The following is a 16,305-nucleotide window of genomic DNA, read 5'->3' as shown; positions in this document are numbered from 1 at the left end:
GCGTGCGGGGCCCGGCGCCGTGAAGTCGTGCGGCGGTCCGCCCGCCTACTTCTCCTGCTGCTTCCGCCAGCGGATGCCCGCCTCCAGGAAGCCGTCGATCTCGCCGTCCAGGACCGACTGGGGGTTGCCGACCTCGAAGTCCGTCCGGAGGTCCTTGACCATCTGGTACGGGTGGAGGACGTACGAACGCATCTGGTTGCCCCAGGAGCTGCCGCCGTCGCCCTTCAGGGCGTCCATCTTGGCGCGCTCCTCCTGGCGCTGGCGCTCGAGGAGCTTGGCCTGGAGGACGTTCATGGCGCTCGCCTTGTTCTGGATCTGGGAGCGCTCGTTCTGGCAGGAGACCACGATGCCGGTCGGGAGGTGCGTGATGCGCACCGCCGAGTCGGTCGTGTTGACGCCCTGGCCGCCCGGGCCCGACGCGCGGTAGACGTCCACGCGCAGCTCGGACTCGTCGATCTCGACGTGGTCGGACTGCTCGACGACCGGGAGGATCTCGACACCCGCGAACGAGGTCTGGCGACGGCCCTGGTTGTCGAAGGGCGAGATGCGGACCAGACGGTGCGTGCCCTGCTCGACCGAGAGCGTGCCGTAGGCGTACGGCGCCTTGACCACGAAGGTGGTCGACTTGATGCCGGCCTCTTCCGCGTACGAGGTCTCGTAGACCTCCGTGCCGTAGCCGTGGCGCTCGGCCCAGCGCATGTACATGCGCTGGAGCTGCTCGGCGAAGTCGGCGGCGTCGACACCGCCCGCCTCGGCGCGGATGTTGACCAGCGCCTCGCGCTCGTCGTACTCGCCGGAGAGCAGCGTGCGGACTTCCATCTCGTCCAGCGCCTTGCGGACGGAGACGAGCTCCGTCTCGGCCTCGGCGCGGGTGTCCGGGTCGTCCATCTCCTCGGCGAGCTCGAAGAGCACCCCGAGGTCGTCGATCCGGCCGCGCAGGGCCTCGGCCTTGCGGACCTCGGCCTGGAGGTGCGAAAGCCTGCTGGTGATCTTCTGCGCCGCCTCCGGGTCGTCCCAGAGGGACGGGGCCGCGGCCTGCTCTTCGAGCACGGCGATGTCGGCCCTCAGCTTTTCGAGGTCCAGGACGGCCTCGATCGACCCCATGGTCGAGGAGAGGGACTTCAGCTCTTCGGAAACATCGACGACTGCCACGCGTCCAGCGTAACGGCTCGTGGCAAGCAACCGGACCCGCCCGCCGTCCAGGCACCGCGCGGCGGTCGCCCCGGGCACACGAGCCCGGCGAGATCCGAACGAGAGGCCCTAGGGCTGCGTGGACGTCTTGGAGTCCTGCGGCGGTGCGTCGGAGTCCTCGGCGGTCGCCAGGTAGCCGCCGGCCCCCACCGCGCCCAGGAGCACGACCGCCGCGATCGAGAGGGTGATGCGGCGCTTGCGGACCGCCTCCGCCTTGTGGCGGGCCGAACCGGGTCTCCTGGCACCGGCCGGGCGGGGGGCCCGGGCGGTGCCCAGGGGGCCGCCGGCCAGCTCGTCGGGGGCGGGGACGCGCATGGAGGTATGGGTGTCCCGGTTGGAGTCGGGCGAGGCGCCCGGGACCAGCGGGACGGCGGCCCTGCGCGGCGCACCGTCGCCCGAAGCCGATCCGGAGCCCTCGCCGGACCGGGTCGCGTAGGAGTCGTCCTCGTACCCCTCCGTCGTCTGCTCGGCGTCGTCCGGCTCGTCGACGTCCAGCGGCGGCAGCCCGTTGAGCAGGGGCAGGCACTCCCGGAGCCGGCTGGCCAGCTCCGAGGCGCGCAGCCGCGAGGCCGGGGCCTTGGCCAGGCACTGGACGATCAGCTGCCACAGCTCCTCGGGGATGCCGGGCAGCGGGACGACCGTCTCGGTGACGTGGCGGCGCAGTACGGCGCCCGGGTGGCCACCGCCGAAGGGTGTGAAGCCGGCCAGGAGCTCGTACAGGACGGTCGCGAGGGCGTAGATGTCGACGGCCGCGCGCGGCGGCAGCCCCTCGACGATCTCGGGGGCCAGGTAGTCCGGCGTGCCGATGATCCGGGTGGCCTTGGTGCGGCCCGGGGTGTCGATGAGCTTGGCGACGCCGAAGTCGGTGAGGAGCGCCGGGTGGGCCCCGCCGGGGCCGAGCGGGCCCTCCATGTCGAGCAGGATGTTCTCCGGCTTGACGTCGCGGTGGACGACTCCGGCGGCGTGCGCGGCGGCGAGCCCGTCGGCGACGTCGGCGATGATCGCGACGGCCGCCTCGGGGGCGAGCCTGCGCTCCCGGTCGAGACGGGTGCGCAGGTCGGTGCCGCGGACCAGGTCCATCACGAGTGCGAGGTCGTTGCCGTCGACGACGAGGTCGCGGACGGCGACCACCCGGGGGTGGTCGAGACCGAGCAGGGCGGTGCGCTCCTGGACGAAGCGTCCGACGAGCTCCTGGTCCGAGGCCAGGTCCTCGCGCAGCAGCTTGATGGCGACGGGGCCCTCGGGGCCCTCGCCGAGCCACACCGTGCCGGCGCTGCCCCGACCGAGGATCTGGTGGGCCGTGTAGCGGCTGCCGATATTCCGTGCCAAGACTGCTCCCTCAGCGGCTGGCGGTCGCGACAAAGTTACGCGTCCACAGCCGCTGGTCGTCACTTCCGAGGGGAAATCACCCCTCGGAAGTCGATAAATCGGCAGTGCTACTGCCCCGTACCGCCGGTAGTAGTACCACTCTCCGTGCCGCCGAGCTCGGAGACCCACGTCGAAACGGACGAGATCATGTCGCCGATGGCCTCCCAGTAGCCCTTGCCCTGGGCCACCCAGTCCTGGAGCGGGGTCAGCTCCCAGATGAGCCAGCCCGCGACGACGAAGAGCACGATCGTGAAGAGGCAGCCCTTCAGACAGCCCAGACCCGGGATCCGCATGGGGTTGGAGCTGCGCTGACGCGGCGCCCGCGGCTCGCGCGGGGCCGGGGGCTGGGACTGGGGCGGCGGCTGCGGGGGCGCGTACTGCTGCTGGGGCGGCGGCGCGTACTGCTGCTGCTGCGGCTGCGGGGCGTACTGCTGGCGCTGCGGGGGCCGCGGCGGCTGCTGCTGGTACGGCGGCGGCTGCTGCCCGTACGGCCGCTGATCCTGCGGCGGCTGCCCGTACGGCCGCTGATCCTGCGGCGGCTGGGGCTGGCGCTGCGGACGGCGGCGCAGAGGGTCCTGGCTCGGGTCCAGGTACTGCACCTGCGTCTGCTCGTTGCGGTCGCGGGCCGCGCGCAGCTGGTTCTGCCAGGGGTGCGGGTCCTCGCCGCCCTGCGGAGGCTGCGACGGTACGGGGGGCATGACCGCGGTCGGGTCGGCGCCGCCCGCCGGGCCGCTGGTCGGCATGACGCTGGTCGCGGCGGCGGGGTCGAAGCGGTCGCCCGCCCCGCTGGGCAGCACCTGGGTCGGGTCGGCCGCGCCCGGGGTCTCCGGGACCGGCGCCGGCGCCGGGTCGGGGGCGAGCAGCGCACCGACGCCGTCGGCCGCCTCGATCTGGGCGGGGGTGGAGTGCACGCCGATGCCCGCGGCGACCGCGCGCAGTCCGCGGGCCAGGTTCACGGCGCTGGGCCGGTGGTCCGGGTTCTTGCTGAGGCAGCGCTCTATGACCGTCCACAGCGGGCCGGGCACGGTCGAGGGACGGCGCGGCTCCTCGCTGAGGTGCCGGTGCAGGACCTCGAGGGCCGAGCCGCCGGCGAACGGGGGACGGCCGGTGACCAGCTCGTAGAGCAGGATGCCCGCGCCGTAGATGTCGACGGCGGAGGTCTGGGGGCGGCCTTCGGCGGACTCCGGCGCGACGTACGCGGGCGTGCCGACGAATTCGTGCGTACGGGTCAGGCCCGGGGAGTCCGCGAGGCGCGCGATGCCGAAGTCCGTCAGCATCGGGTGCATCTGGCCACCCTGCTCGGCGAGGAGCACGTTGGCGGGCTTGAGGTCGCGGTGGACGACGCCGTCGGCGTGGCTCGCGGCGAGCGCGTCGGCGATCTGCGCGGTCAGCAGGGCGGCGGCGACCGGGGTGAGCGGGCCGTTGTCCCGGATGTAGCGGTGCAGGTCCGGGCCCTCGACGAGGTCCATGACCAGGGCGAGGACATCGCCCTCGACGACCAGGTCACGGGTGCGCACGATGTTCGGGTGGGTGAGCCGCAGGAGCACGGACCGCTCGCGCAGGAAGCGCATCACGATGTCCGCGTCGTTGGCCAGCTCCTCCTTGAGGACCTTGATCGCCACGGTCTCGCCGGGCTGGCCCTGCACGGCCGCCTCGGCGCCCGCCGCCTCTCGCTGGCGGGCTCGCCAGACGGTGCCCGTGGCGCCGCGTCCGAGCGGCTCCTCGAGCAGGTACTTGCTGCCGATTGGCCGCACGTCACGCGCTCCCTGCTGATCGTGGTCCTGGGGCCCCGGGGTCCCTGTCATCCGTTGTGACATCAGTTGTGACCCGTCCGGGTGTCCGACCCACTTTAGTGCCGCCGAACGGGTCGCCGGTCGAACGCGAGGCGGCTGATTCCGGGTGCCGACTTGTCCGAAAACAAGACGCGTTTGTCGCACCGGCGGTTGCCGCGGCCGTCGGAAGGCGTACCCAACCAGGCACTTTTACGTCCACAGCCGACCATTCAAGATCACTTGGAGGCGACCCGCGGGCGGGTTGTCGGTGGCAGGTGCGAGGATGCACACAGCACGTCGCATCGAGGGGTCGGGAGCCCCCGCGCCGTGCCGACCTGTACCGGACGACGCGTCCGTGCCGGGTGGGGGGAGACACAGGGCGTTCCCCTGCCGGGCATCACGCGGAAGGGACCGCTGACGGCGATGCAGATCCGGCTGACCGTCCTCGCGCCGCACGCCGGCCACGGCGCGGGGCGCGCGTGCGACGTGCTCGTCACGGCCCCGGCCGGCACGGCCCTGGCCGCCGTGGCCTCCGGTCTGGCCGCGGCCGTCTCCGGCCCGGACACCTCCACCTCGGGCACGACCGTGCTCTACGCGGGCGGCGAGCGCCTCGACGCCCGGCGCTGCGCCCTCGGCGAGCCCCCGCTCGTCGACGGCGCGATCATCACCCTCCAGGTCCCCGGCGAGGACGACCGCCTCGGCGAGGGCGCCGCGGCCCGGCTCCACGTCGTCGCGGGGCCGGACGCGGGCGGGGTGCACCTGCTGCACGGCGGCCCGATCAGGATCGGCCGCTCCCTGGACGCGGACGTCCCGCTCGACGACCCGGACGTCTCCCGGGTGCACTGCACGGTGACCGTCGGGGCCGACGGCCGGGTGACGGTCGCCGACCTCGGCTCCACGAACGGCACGACGCTGGACGGCACGGCCGTCGGCGACCGCCCCGTCCGCCTGTCGCCCGGGGCTCTCCTGCGCCTCGGCGAGTCCGCCCTCCGGCTGGCGGGCCCGGGCGGCTGCGACACGGACTCCCTGCCGACGACCCCGGACGGCGAGGGACACCTGCGGGTGGACCCGTACGGGACGGACGCGGAGTCGGACACGGCGAGCCGCGATGCGCTCGGCGGCTCCGGGCCGCCCGGCGCGGGCAAGGAGGGCGGCTCGTACGGGCACGCGCAGGGGGGTGACGCCTGGCCGTACGCCTCCGTCTCCCCGGACGCGACCCATGGCGGTGCCCCTCCCGCCGCGCCCTCCCCGGCCCACGCCCGCGCCGAGGAGCCCGCGGACGGTGAGAGTTCGGGCGAGGGGCACAGCAGGACCCGCCAGACCCCGCGCCAGGCGCAGCCCCCGCGCGGCAAGCGTGGCATCGGGGCCTGGGCCCGACGGCTCACCGGCCCCCGTGACGACCTGCCGGTCCCCGGGGCCGAGGCCGGCGCGAAGGACGGCGCCCGCTCCGGTACGGACCGGGCCGCCGATCACCCGCAGGCCGCCGAGACCTGGCCCGACCCCGCCGCCGTGCTGCTCACCGCGCTCGGCCCCGGACCGCGGCTCTGGGAGCGGGGCCCGGACCATCCGGAGTCCCTGGTCGTCCGGCTCGGCACGACCGACCGGGCCGAGCTGTCCGGGGTGCCCGTCACCGTCGGACTCCGCGAGGCCGGTTCGCTGGGGCTCGCCGGCCCCGGCAAGCGGCTGGCGGGGCTCGCCCGCTCCGTGGTGGCCCAGCTCGCCGCCCTGCACTCCCCGTCCGACCTGGAGATCGTGCTGATCAGCGCGGACCGGAACCGCCCCTTGGAGGAGCGGCGTCGCGCCTGGGGCTGGCTCGGCTGGCTCCCGCATCTGCGTCCGGCGCACGGCCAGGACTGCCGGCTCCTCCTCGCGTACGACCGGGATCAGGCCCATGCCCGTACGTCCGAGCTCACGCGCAGGCTGGACGACGGGCCTCTCGGGCCGGGCTGGCCCAGCGCCGACCGGGCGTCCGTCGCCGAGGCCGCGGCCCGTTACGAAGGTCCGGCCACGATCGTGATCGTGGACGGCGACCCCGGTTCGGCGGCGCTGCGCGAGACCACCGCGCGGCTCGCGGGGGCGGGGGCGGCGGCGGGGATCCATCTGCTCTGTCTGGCCGAGGCGCCGGCCGCCTCGCCGGTCTCCCCGGTCGCCGCGACGTACGAGACCGCCTGCGCGGCCTCGCTCGCCTTCCGCGAGTGCGGGGCCGTGGCGCTGCTGAGCGGCGATGTCGCGACGGCGCTGCGGTTGCTGCGTACGGCGGGGGGCCGGGCCGCGGGGCACGGCACCGTCGGCGTGGTGGACGCGGTCTCCGTCGCCTGGGCCGAGCGCTTCGGGCGGGCGGTGGCTCCGCTGCGCACCGACGCGCCCGCCGCGTCCGGGCGGACGACCGCGGCCGTGCTGCCCCGGTCCGCCCGGCTGCTCGACGAACTCGGTCTCGCCCGGGCCACGCCCGCCTCGCTGATGGCCCGCTGGGCCGCCGCCGGGGAGGGGACGGCCGTCCTGGGCGCCGGGCCGCGCGGGCCGGTGTCGGTGGACCTGACCGAGGAAGGCCCGCACCTGCTGATCGAGGGGCCCGCGGGCAGCGGACGCACGGAGCTGCTCCGCTCGATCGCCGCCTCGCTGGCGGCCGGCGGGCGACCCGACCGGCTGGGTCTGCTGCTGGTCGACGGCGCGGGGGGCGAGCGTGGGGAGGGCCTGGCGGCGTGTACGGAGCTGCCGCACGTCACCGAGCACCTGGTCGCCTCCGACCCGGTCCGGATGCGGGCGTTCGCCCAGGCGCTGGGCGCCGAGCTGAAGCGCCGCGCGGAGATCCTGGGCGACGGTCACTTCTCCGACCGCCGGGCGGCGGGCCGCCTGATCGGCCAGCGCGCCCCGAGCGCGGCGGAATCGGTGGCCCCGAGCGCCCGTGCCACGGCCCGCGTGGAGGACGCCCCGAGCGGCCGCACCCTCCGCACGGGAGAAGGCACGGTGGGCGCCCGCCCGAACGCGGGCGCGGACGACCTGACGTACCACCCCAGCGGCCGCACGGCCGACGGCACGCTCGCCGACCGCCCCAGCGGACGCACCACCCGCACGGGCGCCGACGACCTCACGTACCGCCCCAGCGGCCGCACCGCCCGCAGCGGCGACCGGCCCGGCGTGCCCGAACCGCGCACCGGTGGCGACGACCTGGGTGATCGCCCGAGCGGCAGGCTGCCGCGCCGCGCCGACGGCGACCTCGCCGACCGCCCGAGCGGACGGGTTCCCCGGCCCGGCGCCGGCAGCGGCGCCGAGGACCTGACGTACCGCCCCAGCGGCCGGACGGCCCACCCCGGCGCGGACGACCTCCAGGCCCGCCCCAGCGGACGCACCACCCGCACCGGCGCCGACGACCTCACGTACAACCCCGGCAACCGCACCACCCGCACCGGCGACGGCACCCTCGGCGACCAGCCCAGCGGCCGCACCGCCCGCGCCGGCGCCGACGACCTCGTGGAGCGGGCGTCCGCCCGGGTTCCCCGGCCCGGCGGGGAGCCCGACCCGTACGGCGAAGCGGCCCCGCGTGTGCGGGGCGAGGCCGTCGGTGTCGCCCCGCTCCCCCGCCTCGTCGTGCTCGTCGACGACTTCGACGCGCTCGTCGCGCCCGCGCTCGGGTCGCCCGGGCGGCCTGCCGCCGGGTCCGTCGTGCGGGCACTCGAGGCCGTGGCGCGGTCCGGGGAGCGACTCGGGGTGCATCTGGTCGCGACCTCGGCGCGGCCGGACCGTACGGCGGACACGGAGCTGGCCCACGGCGCCCGGCTGCGGGTCGTGCTCGACCCCGCCCCCGTCGCCGCCGGCCCCGACGATCCCGCGCCCGGCCGGGGTCGGCTCGGGCATCCGGATGGCCGAGTGACCCCGTTCCAGTCCGGGCGGGTCACCGGCCGCATCCCGCGCACGGCGACCCTCCGGCCGACCGTCGTCCCGCTGGAGTGGGAGCGGATGGGCGACCCGCCCACCCGTCGACCGGTCCGTGAGCTGGGCAACGGCCCCACGGATCTGGCGCTCCTCGCGAGCGCGCTCGACCGCGCCGCGCGCTCCGTCGACGCCTCGCCCGTACCACCCCTCACGCCCGCGACGCGCGCCTGACAAGACGTCACGAGGCCATCACGATCCCCCGGTTGACACGGAAGGCGGTATTGCGGGCCCCGAGCCCCCGGCGTAGACCTGAGCGAACGGGACGAGCACGCGCACAGGAGAGACGGGGCATTCATGCGCACAACTCTTCGTACACGCAGGGCCGCAAGGACCGTCGCCACGGTCACCGCACTCACCCTCGGCCTGACCCTCGCCGGCTGCGGCGGCGACGGTGACAGCGGCGGCAAGGAGGAGCCCGGCCGGCCGGCGCCTTCCGGAAGCTCCGTGACCCTGCCCTCCCTCAAGGGCGAGAAGATCGAGGTCGCGGCCGTCTGGACCGGCCCCGAGCAGGAGAACTTCACCAAGGTCCTGAAGGAGTTCGAGAAGCGCACCGGCGCGGCCGTCACCTTCGTGCCCGCGCAGGACCCGATCGTGAACTTCCTCGGTACGAAGATCGCCGGCGGTTCCCCGCCCGACGTGGCCATGCTGCCTCAGGTCGGCGCGATCCAGCAGGCCGCCGCCCAGAAGTGGCTCAAGCCGGTCGGCCCCGAGACCGAGGCGCAGCTCGCCAAGAACTACTCGCAGGGCTGGCGGGACCTCGGCGCCGTCGACGGCAAGCAGTACGGCGTGTATTTCAAGGCCGCCAACAAGTCCCTGATCTGGTACAACAATGCCGCCTTCGAGAACGCGGGCGCCACCGAGCCCAAGACCTGGAAGGAGTTCCTCTCCACCGCCGAGACCATCTCGGCCTCCGGCGTCACCCCGGTCTCGGTCGGCGGCGCGGACGGCTGGACCCTGACCGACTGGTTCGAGAACATCTACCTCTCCCAGGCGGGCCCGGCCAAGTACGACCAGCTGGCCAAGCACGAGATCAAGTGGACGGACCCGTCCGTCGCGCAGGCGCTCACGACCCTCGCCGAGCTGTTCGGCAAGCCGAACCTGATCGCGGGCGGCGCGGACGGCGCGCTGCAGACGGAGTTCCCCGTCTCGGTCACCCAGACCTTCACGGGCGGGGACCAGCCCAAGGGCGCGATGGTCTTCGAGGGCGACTTCGCCGCCGTCAACATCGCGCAGACGAGCGCGAAGATCGGTACGGACGCGAAGGTCTTCCCGTTCCCCGCGGTGGGCGCGACCTCCCCGGTGGTCACCGGCGGGGACGCGGCGGTGGCGCTGAAGGACACGAAGGGCGCCCAGGCGCTGCTGACCTTCCTCGCCTCCCCGGACGCGGCCACGATCTGGGCGGGCGCCGGCGGCTTCCTCTCGCCCAACAAGAACCTGAACCTGACCGCGTACCCGAACGACGTCCAGCGTGAGATCGCCAAGGCGATGCTGGAGGCCGGCGACGACTTCCGCTTCGACATGTCGGACCAGATGCCGCAGTCCTTCGGCGGCACCCCCGGCAAGGGCGAGTGGAAGGCGCTCCAGGACTTCCTGAAGAACCCGAAGGACATCGCGGGGACGCAGGCGAGGCTGGAGGCCGACGCGGCCAAGGCGTACAAGAGCTGACGCCGTGGCGTCCGCCTCGAAGGTCACCGGAACGCGCAGGTCCGTCGCGGTGGGGTTCCTCCTCCCCGCGCTGGTCCTGCTCGGTGCGCTCGTGGTCTACCCGATCGGGTACTCCGTCTACCGCTCCTTCTTCGACTCGTCCGGTGACTCCTTCGCCGGACTCGACAACTACGTCGAGCTCTTCACGGACGACACGATCCTCACCGCCGTCAAGAACAACGCGATCTGGGTGGTCCTCGCCCCGACCGTGGCCACCGCGCTCGGACTGATCTTCGCGGTGCTGACCGAACGGGTCCGCTGGGGTACGGCGTTCAAGCTGATCGTCTTCATGCCGATGGCGATCTCGATGCTGGCCGCGGGGATCATCTTCCGGCTCGTCTACGAGCAGGATCCGGACCGAGGGGTCGCGAACGCCGTCTGGGTCGGCGTCCACGACACCTTCGCCGAGTCCTCCGTCTTCCCACGGGCGCGCCCGCTGCCCGTCCATCCGCTCGAAGCGGCCGGCGGCGGCGCGTACGTCACCAAGAGCCCGGTCCGTACGGGAGAGATCGCGCGGCTTCCGCTGATCGGCGTGGCGCCGGCCCAGATGCCGAAGGACGCCCGTCCGGCGCTCGAACCGTCCCGGCAGGACGGCCGGATCGCCGGGACCGCCTGGCTCGACTTCACCCGGGGCGGCGGCGGGAAGCCGAACGTCGTCGACACGAAGGAGCTCGGCCTGAAGGGGCTGCGCGTGGAGGCGGTGAAGGACGGGAAGGTCGTCGCGTCCACGACGGTGGCCGCCGACGGCACGTTCAGCCTCCCGGCCGCCGCCGACGGATCGCTGCTGCGGCTGCCCGCGAGCAACTTCCGCGAGCAGTACAACGGGGTGGAGTGGCTGGGCCCCTCGCTCGTCACACCCGCCGTCATCGGCAGCTACGTGTGGATGTGGGCCGGCTTCGCGATGGTGCTGATCGCGGCCGGTCTGGCGAGCGTGCCCCGTGAACTCCTGGAGGCGGCCCGGGTCGACGGTGCGAACGAATGGCAGGTGTTCCGCCGGATCACGGTCCCGCTCCTGGCTCCGGTCCTCGCCGTCGTCCTGGTCACCCTGATGATCAACGTGCTGAAGGTCTTCGACCTGGTCTTCATCATCGCGCCGGGTTCGGCGCAGGACGACGCGAACGTGCTGGCGCTCCAGCTGTACCGCTCGTCCTTCGGTACCGACGCCGACCTCGGGATCGGCTCGGCCATCGCCGTCCTGCTGCTGCTTCTGGTGATCCCGGTGATGGCGTTCAACATCCGCCGGATGCGAAGGGAGGCCCGCCGATGAGCAGCCCCGCCGCACGGAAGAGTCCTGCCGCGCAGAAGGTTCCGGCCGCACGGACGGGGTCGGCCGCACGGACGGGTCCGGCCGCTGGGGGAGGTCCGGCCGCGCGGAGGGGTCCGGCCGCACGGCTCGCGGCCCGCGCCGCCGGCGGGGGGATGCGGATCTTCCTCGTCCTCGTCGGGCTGTTCTGGCTGATGCCCGCGGTCGGACTGCTGCTGTCCTCGCTCCGCTCTCCCTCCGACATCAGCGAGAGCGGCTGGTGGGAGGTCTTCGCCTCGCCCGCCCAGCTGACGGTCGAGAACTACTCGGCGCTCCTCGCCAACGACACGATCACGGGCTCGCTCGTCTCCACGGTCCTGATCACCGTCCCGGCCACCGTCCTGGTCGTCGTCATCGGCTCGCTCGCCGGGTATGCCTTCGCCTGGCTGGATTTCCCAGGCCGCGACTGGTGGTTCCTGGTGGTCGTGGGGCTTCTGGTGGTGCCGGTACAGGTGGCTCTGGTACCCGTGTCGAAGCTCTTCGGCACGGTCGGCATCTTCGAGACGACGCTCGGGGTCGTCCTCTTCCACACGGCCTTCGGACTGCCCTTCGCGATCTTCCTGCTGCGGAACTTCTTCGCGGAGATCCCCAGGGAGCTGCTGGAGGCGGCACGGCTCGACGGGGCGGGCGAGATCCGGCTCTTCACCCGGGTCGTCATGCCGCTGGGAGGCCCGGCGATCGCCTCGCTCGGCATCTTCCAGTTCCTGTGGGTCTGGAACGACATGCTGGTCGCGCTGATCTTCGCGGACTCCGAGTCCCCGCCGATCACGGTGGCTCTGCAGCAGCAGGTCCGGCAGTTCGGGAACAACATCGACGTGCTGGCGCCGGGCGCGTTCGTGTCGATGGTGATTCCGCTGGCGGTGTTCTTCGCCTTCCAGCGGCAGTTCGTCTCGGGTGTGATGGCGGGCGCGGTGAAGTAGTCCGGACCGGACGTCATGGGTACGAGGGCCCGCCCCCGCCTTCGTACCCGTGACGTCCCACACCGCCACGCGCGCCGCATTCCCCACGCCCGAGCACCACGAGAGCCGCACACCGCGAGCGCCGCGCACCCTCGCGCATCGAGCGCCGCGAGCGCTACGAGCGCCTTACGCCGTCACACCGTGAGCCTTGCGCCCCTCACACCGTGAGCGCCGCGCGCCCTCACGCCTTGAGCGCCGCCACCGCCGAGCGGGCGAGGTCGTCCAGGTACCCCTTCGGCAGTTCGCCGCGGACCACCGCGAGCCGCCAGTAGAGCGGTCCCACGACCACGTCGAGGGCCCGGTCGGGGTCCGCGCCCTCGGGCAGTTCGCCGCGCGCCACGGCCTCGCGCACGATCTGCGCGACGACTCCCTGCTGGCTGTCGAGCAGGGCCGCCTTGATCGCCTGGGCGATCTCCGGCTGCCGGGCCGCCTCCACCAGCAGGTCGGGGATGACCTGCGAGGCCACCGGGTGGCGCAGGGCGTGCGAGGCGACTTCGAGGAGCGCGCGGACGTCGCCGATGAGGGAGCCGGTCGACGGCGCCGGCAACCCCTGTGCGGCGAAGACGCCGACGAGGTCGAGGACGAGCGAGAGCTTGGACTTCCAGCGGCGGTAGACGGCGGTCTTGCCGACGCCCGCGCGGCGCGCGATGCCCTCGATGGACATACGGGCGAACCCGACGGCGGCCAGCTCCTCGAAGACGGCCATGCGAATGGCCTCCGTGACGTCCTCGCGGAGAACGGCGGCTCCCGCGGGGGCGCGGCGAGGGGATCCGGAGGGTGTCGTCATGAACGGGATCCTAACCAACGGCGAACGGCCACGTCACGACGAGACGGTTGCGTTGCGACGCCGGAGCGTCCTACTCTCCCCGTAGCGACGATACGGACCCGTTCCATCGCCAGCGATGCCCTGCACCCGCGCCGAAAGCGAGCTCGTGACCACCGGGACGCTCACGAAACCCACCCCCCACGCCCCGCAGGACCTGCGCGCCCTCGCCCGGCGCCACGGCCTGTCCGTCAGCGGCGCCCGCCCCACCCTCCCCGCGTACGTCCGACAGCTCTGGTCGCGACGCGACTTCATCGGGGCGTTCGCGACCGCCCGGCTCACCGCGCAGTACAGCCAGGCGAAGCTCGGCCAGGTCTGGCAGGTGGTGACCCCGCTGCTCAACGCGGCGGTGTACTACCTGATCTTCGGCGTGCTGATGAACATCCAGAAGGACATCCCGGACTACGTCCCGTTCCTGATCACGGGCATCTTCGTCTGGACCTTCACCTCGCAGTCGATCATGACCGGCACCCGGGCGATCAGCGGGAACCTCGGCCTCGTCCGCGCCCTGCACTTCCCCCGCGCGAGCCTCCCGCTCGCCCTCGCGCTCCAGCAGCTCCAGCAGCTGCTGCTCTCGCTCGGCGTGCTGGTGGCGATCCTGTTCTGCTTCGGCGAGTTCCCCCGCTGGAGCTGGTTCCTGGCCGTCCCCGCGCTGCTGTTCCAGGCGCTGTTCAACTCCGGGGTCGCGCTCGCCATGGCCCGCCTGGCCGCCCGCACCCCTGACATCGCCCAGCTGATGCCGTTCCTGCTGCGGACATGGATGTACGTCTCCGGCGCCATGTGGTCCATCCAGCATCTGGCGGCGAGCGGCCGGCTTCCGGACGCGGCGATCGCGGTCCTCCAGGGCAATCCGGCGGCCGTCTACATCGACCTGATGCGCTTCGCGCTCATCGAGAGCTACACCGCCGACCAGCTGCCGCCGCACGTCTGGGCGCTCGCCGCCGGATGGGCGCTGGTCGCCTTCGCCGGCGGATTCATCTACTTCTGGAAGGCAGAGGAGACCTACGGCCGTGGCTGAGCAGACCCTGACACAGACCCCCGCACCGGCACCGACACCGGCCCCCACCCCCGCTCAGGCCCCGGTCCAGGACCCCGAGCGCATCCCCACCGTCGTCGCCGACGGCGTCCACATCACGTACACCGTCAACGGTGCCCGTACCGGCAAGGGCAGCGCGACCGCCGCGCTCAGCCGGATCTTCTCCAAGCGCGCCACCCCCGGCGCCCGCAAGGTGCACGCGGTCAAGGGCGTCAGCTTCGTCGCGTACCGGGGCGAGGCGATTGGCCTGATCGGTTCGAACGGATCGGGCAAATCCACGCTCCTGAAGGCGGTGGCCGGTCTGCTGCCCGTCAACGAGGGCAGGATCTACACCCGTGGCCAGCCCTCGCTCCTCGGCGTCAACGCGGCCCTGATGAACGATCTGACCGGCGAGCGCAACGTGATCCTCGGCGGACTCGCGATGGGCATGACCCGCGCGGAGGTCGACGCCCGCTACGACGACATCGTGGACTTCTCCGGGATCAACGAGAAGGGCGACTTCATCTCGCTGCCGATGCGGACGTACTCCTCCGGCATGGGCGCCCGCCTCCGCTTCTCCATCGCGGCGGCGAAGAGCCACGACGTGCTGCTCATCGACGAGGCGCTCTCCACCGGCGACGCGAAGTTCCGCCGGCGCAGCCAGCAGCGCATCGACGAGCTGCGCGCCGAGGCCGGCACCGTCTTCCTCGTCTCCCACTCCAACTCCACCATCACCGAGACGTGCGACCGGGCGCTGTGGCTGGAGGCGGGCACCCTGCGGATGGACGGACCGGCCGAGGAGGTCGTTGCGGCGTACGAGGCGTTCACCAAGAAGGGCTGACAAAACACGGGCAAACCACCCAAACCCCAATAGAGTGCGGTTCGATGACGACGGATCGCAACCACACTCCCGAGCCGGGGCCCGGACCGGGCGACACGCACACCTGTGCCGCCACGCCGCCCGGCCTCACCGGCTCCCCCTTCGACTCGGACACCTTCACCTCGGCCACGTTCGTCAACGTCGGCCGGGGCACCGCCCTCGCCCTCGCCGTCGTCTGGGTCGTCACCCGCGCCGGCATGGCGCTGCTCCTGCTGCGCGACACCCTGGGCATCGGCGGTGTCGGCCGCGAGGTGCACGTCCTCTACCAGCACTGGTACCGGGAGTTCGCCCACGGCACGTTCCCGGTGAACGACATCACCTGGCAGTACCCGCCCGGCGCGGGCCTGGTGATCATGTCCCCGGGGGCGCTGCCCTGGCTCACGTACTTCCAGGCCTTCGTCGCCCTCACCCTGCTCGCCGACGCCGCGATCACCCTGGCCCTCGCCCGGGCCGACAGCGACCGGGTCACGCACGGCGCCTGGATCTGGGTCGGCGGACTCCCGCTGCTGCTGCACATCCCGCTGGCCCGGTACGACGTCCAGGTCACCGCCCTCGCCGTCCTCGCCCTGCTCGCGCTGAAGTCCCGCCCGGCCGCCGCGCACCGGCTCGGCGGGGCGCTCGCCGCGCTCGGCACGCTGGTGAAGGTGTGGCCGGTGCTCACCCTGATCGGCACACCCCGGGGCCGCACCACCCGCGACGCCTGGATCGCCGCCGCCACCACCGCCGCGGCCCTCCTCGCCACTCTGGCCCTCCTCTTCTCGAACTCGCTCGGCTTCCTTCGTCCGCAGGGCAACCGTGGCGTCCAGATCGAGTCGCTGGGCGGCACCGCGATCGCGCTGGCCAGGTCGGCCGGCGCGTGGCCGGGCACCGTCCAGTACCGCTACGGCGCCTTCGAGTACGTCGGCCCGTACGTCTCAAGCGTGGGGCGGCTCGCACTGCTGCTGACGGTCCTCGCCTTCGTCTGGCTGCTGCTGTGGCGGCTCTGCGCCCGCGGCTGGAACGAGGCGACCCCGCTCGACGCGGCGCTCGCCGCGGTCCTGCTCTTCACCGTCACCAGCCGGGTGATCAGCCCGCAGTACATGATCTGGCTGCTCGGTCTGAGCGCCGTCTGTCTGACCTCGCGACGGACCGTGATGCGACCGGTGGCGCTGCTGCTCCTGCCGGCGGCCGCGCTGAGCTCCCTCGCGTACCCGGTCCTCTACGAGGACGTGCTGGCCGGCTCCTGGCCGGGTGTGGCCGTCCTGGCGGTCCGCAACGGGCTGCTGCTCGCGGCGGCCCTGCTGGCGGCGCGGCGCCTGTGGACCTCGACCGTCACCGTCGCGACATGACGAGGGGCCCCGCCGGTACGGAGAACGGC

At 73.2% G+C, this 16,305-nt stretch carries 11 protein-coding genes; 7 read left to right on the top strand and 4 right to left on the bottom strand.

Annotated elements, in window-relative coordinates:
* Window positions 1-45 precede the first annotated feature (45 nt).
* From prfB to ACFQ7Q_RS19090, 3 genes are all read right to left on the bottom strand, one after another.
* Complete coding sequence (gene prfB, locus ACFQ7Q_RS19100; RefSeq protein ID WP_383556376.1) at window positions 46-1,152, bottom strand: peptide chain release factor 2; 1,107 nt, start codon at window positions 1,150-1,152, stop codon at window positions 46-48.
* A 108-nt stretch (window positions 1,153-1,260) separates the two neighbouring features.
* The gene (locus ACFQ7Q_RS19095; protein WP_383556373.1) at window positions 1,261-2,520 is read right to left on the bottom strand and encodes a serine/threonine-protein kinase; all 1,260 of its coding nucleotides are present in this window, start codon (window positions 2,518-2,520) and stop codon (window positions 1,261-1,263) included.
* Window positions 2,521-2,627: 107 nt separating this feature from the next.
* Window positions 2,628-4,313, bottom strand: coding sequence for a serine/threonine-protein kinase (locus tag ACFQ7Q_RS19090; protein ID WP_383556371.1), 1,686 nt, complete (start codon window positions 4,311-4,313; stop codon window positions 2,628-2,630).
* A gap of 441 nt (window positions 4,314-4,754) precedes the next feature.
* Here ACFQ7Q_RS19090 and ACFQ7Q_RS19085 point away from each other — a divergent pair, with 441 nt between their 5' ends.
* The 4 genes from ACFQ7Q_RS19085 (at window position 4,755) to ACFQ7Q_RS19070 (ending at window position 12,191) form a co-directional block, all read left to right on the top strand.
* The gene (locus ACFQ7Q_RS19085) at window positions 4,755-8,435 is read left to right on the top strand and encodes an FHA domain-containing protein (RefSeq protein ID WP_383556368.1); all 3,681 of its coding nucleotides are present in this window, start codon (window positions 4,755-4,757) and stop codon (window positions 8,433-8,435) included.
* Between the two features lie 123 nt (window positions 8,436-8,558).
* Complete coding sequence (locus ACFQ7Q_RS19080; RefSeq protein ID WP_383556366.1) at window positions 8,559-9,929, top strand: ABC transporter substrate-binding protein; 1,371 nt, start codon at window positions 8,559-8,561, stop codon at window positions 9,927-9,929.
* Between the two features lie 4 nt (window positions 9,930-9,933).
* The gene (locus ACFQ7Q_RS19075) at window positions 9,934-11,235 is read left to right on the top strand and encodes a carbohydrate ABC transporter permease (RefSeq protein ID WP_383556364.1); all 1,302 of its coding nucleotides are present in this window, start codon (window positions 9,934-9,936) and stop codon (window positions 11,233-11,235) included.
* 152 nt (window positions 11,236-11,387) lie between these two features.
* Window positions 11,388-12,191, top strand: coding sequence for a carbohydrate ABC transporter permease (locus ACFQ7Q_RS19070; RefSeq protein WP_383556435.1), 804 nt, complete (start codon window positions 11,388-11,390; stop codon window positions 12,189-12,191).
* Between the two features lie 220 nt (window positions 12,192-12,411).
* Here ACFQ7Q_RS19070 and ACFQ7Q_RS19065 read toward each other — a convergent pair whose 3' ends face one another.
* The gene (locus tag ACFQ7Q_RS19065) at window positions 12,412-13,017 is read right to left on the bottom strand and encodes a TetR/AcrR family transcriptional regulator (RefSeq protein WP_383556361.1); all 606 of its coding nucleotides are present in this window, start codon (window positions 13,015-13,017) and stop codon (window positions 12,412-12,414) included.
* 115 nt (window positions 13,018-13,132) lie between these two features.
* Between ACFQ7Q_RS19065 and ACFQ7Q_RS19060 the strand changes: the two genes are divergently transcribed.
* The 3 genes from ACFQ7Q_RS19060 to ACFQ7Q_RS19050 all read left to right on the top strand — a co-directional run bounded on the left by ACFQ7Q_RS19060 (window position 13,133) and on the right by ACFQ7Q_RS19050 (window position 16,276).
* Window positions 13,133-14,071 carry an ABC transporter permease gene (locus ACFQ7Q_RS19060; RefSeq protein WP_383556359.1) on the top strand — a complete coding sequence of 313 codons (939 nt, stop codon included), beginning with the start codon at window positions 13,133-13,135 and terminating at the stop codon, window positions 14,069-14,071.
* Window positions 14,072-14,153: 82 nt separating this feature from the next.
* Window positions 14,154-14,909, top strand: coding sequence for an ABC transporter ATP-binding protein (locus tag ACFQ7Q_RS19055; protein WP_383556432.1), 756 nt, complete (start codon window positions 14,154-14,156; stop codon window positions 14,907-14,909).
* 44 nt (window positions 14,910-14,953) lie between these two features.
* Window positions 14,954-16,276: a glycosyltransferase family 87 protein gene (locus tag ACFQ7Q_RS19050; RefSeq protein WP_383556357.1), complete on the top strand. Its 1,323-nt coding sequence runs from the start codon at window positions 14,954-14,956 to the stop codon at window positions 16,274-16,276.
* Window positions 16,277-16,305: the final 29 nt, after the last annotated feature.

Origin of the sequence: Streptomyces sp. NPDC056527 (assembly GCF_042794475.1) — a bacterium.
GTDB lineage: Bacteria > Actinomycetota > Actinomycetes > Streptomycetales > Streptomycetaceae > Streptomyces.
This window is presented reverse-complemented; position numbering and strand designations above follow the sequence as displayed.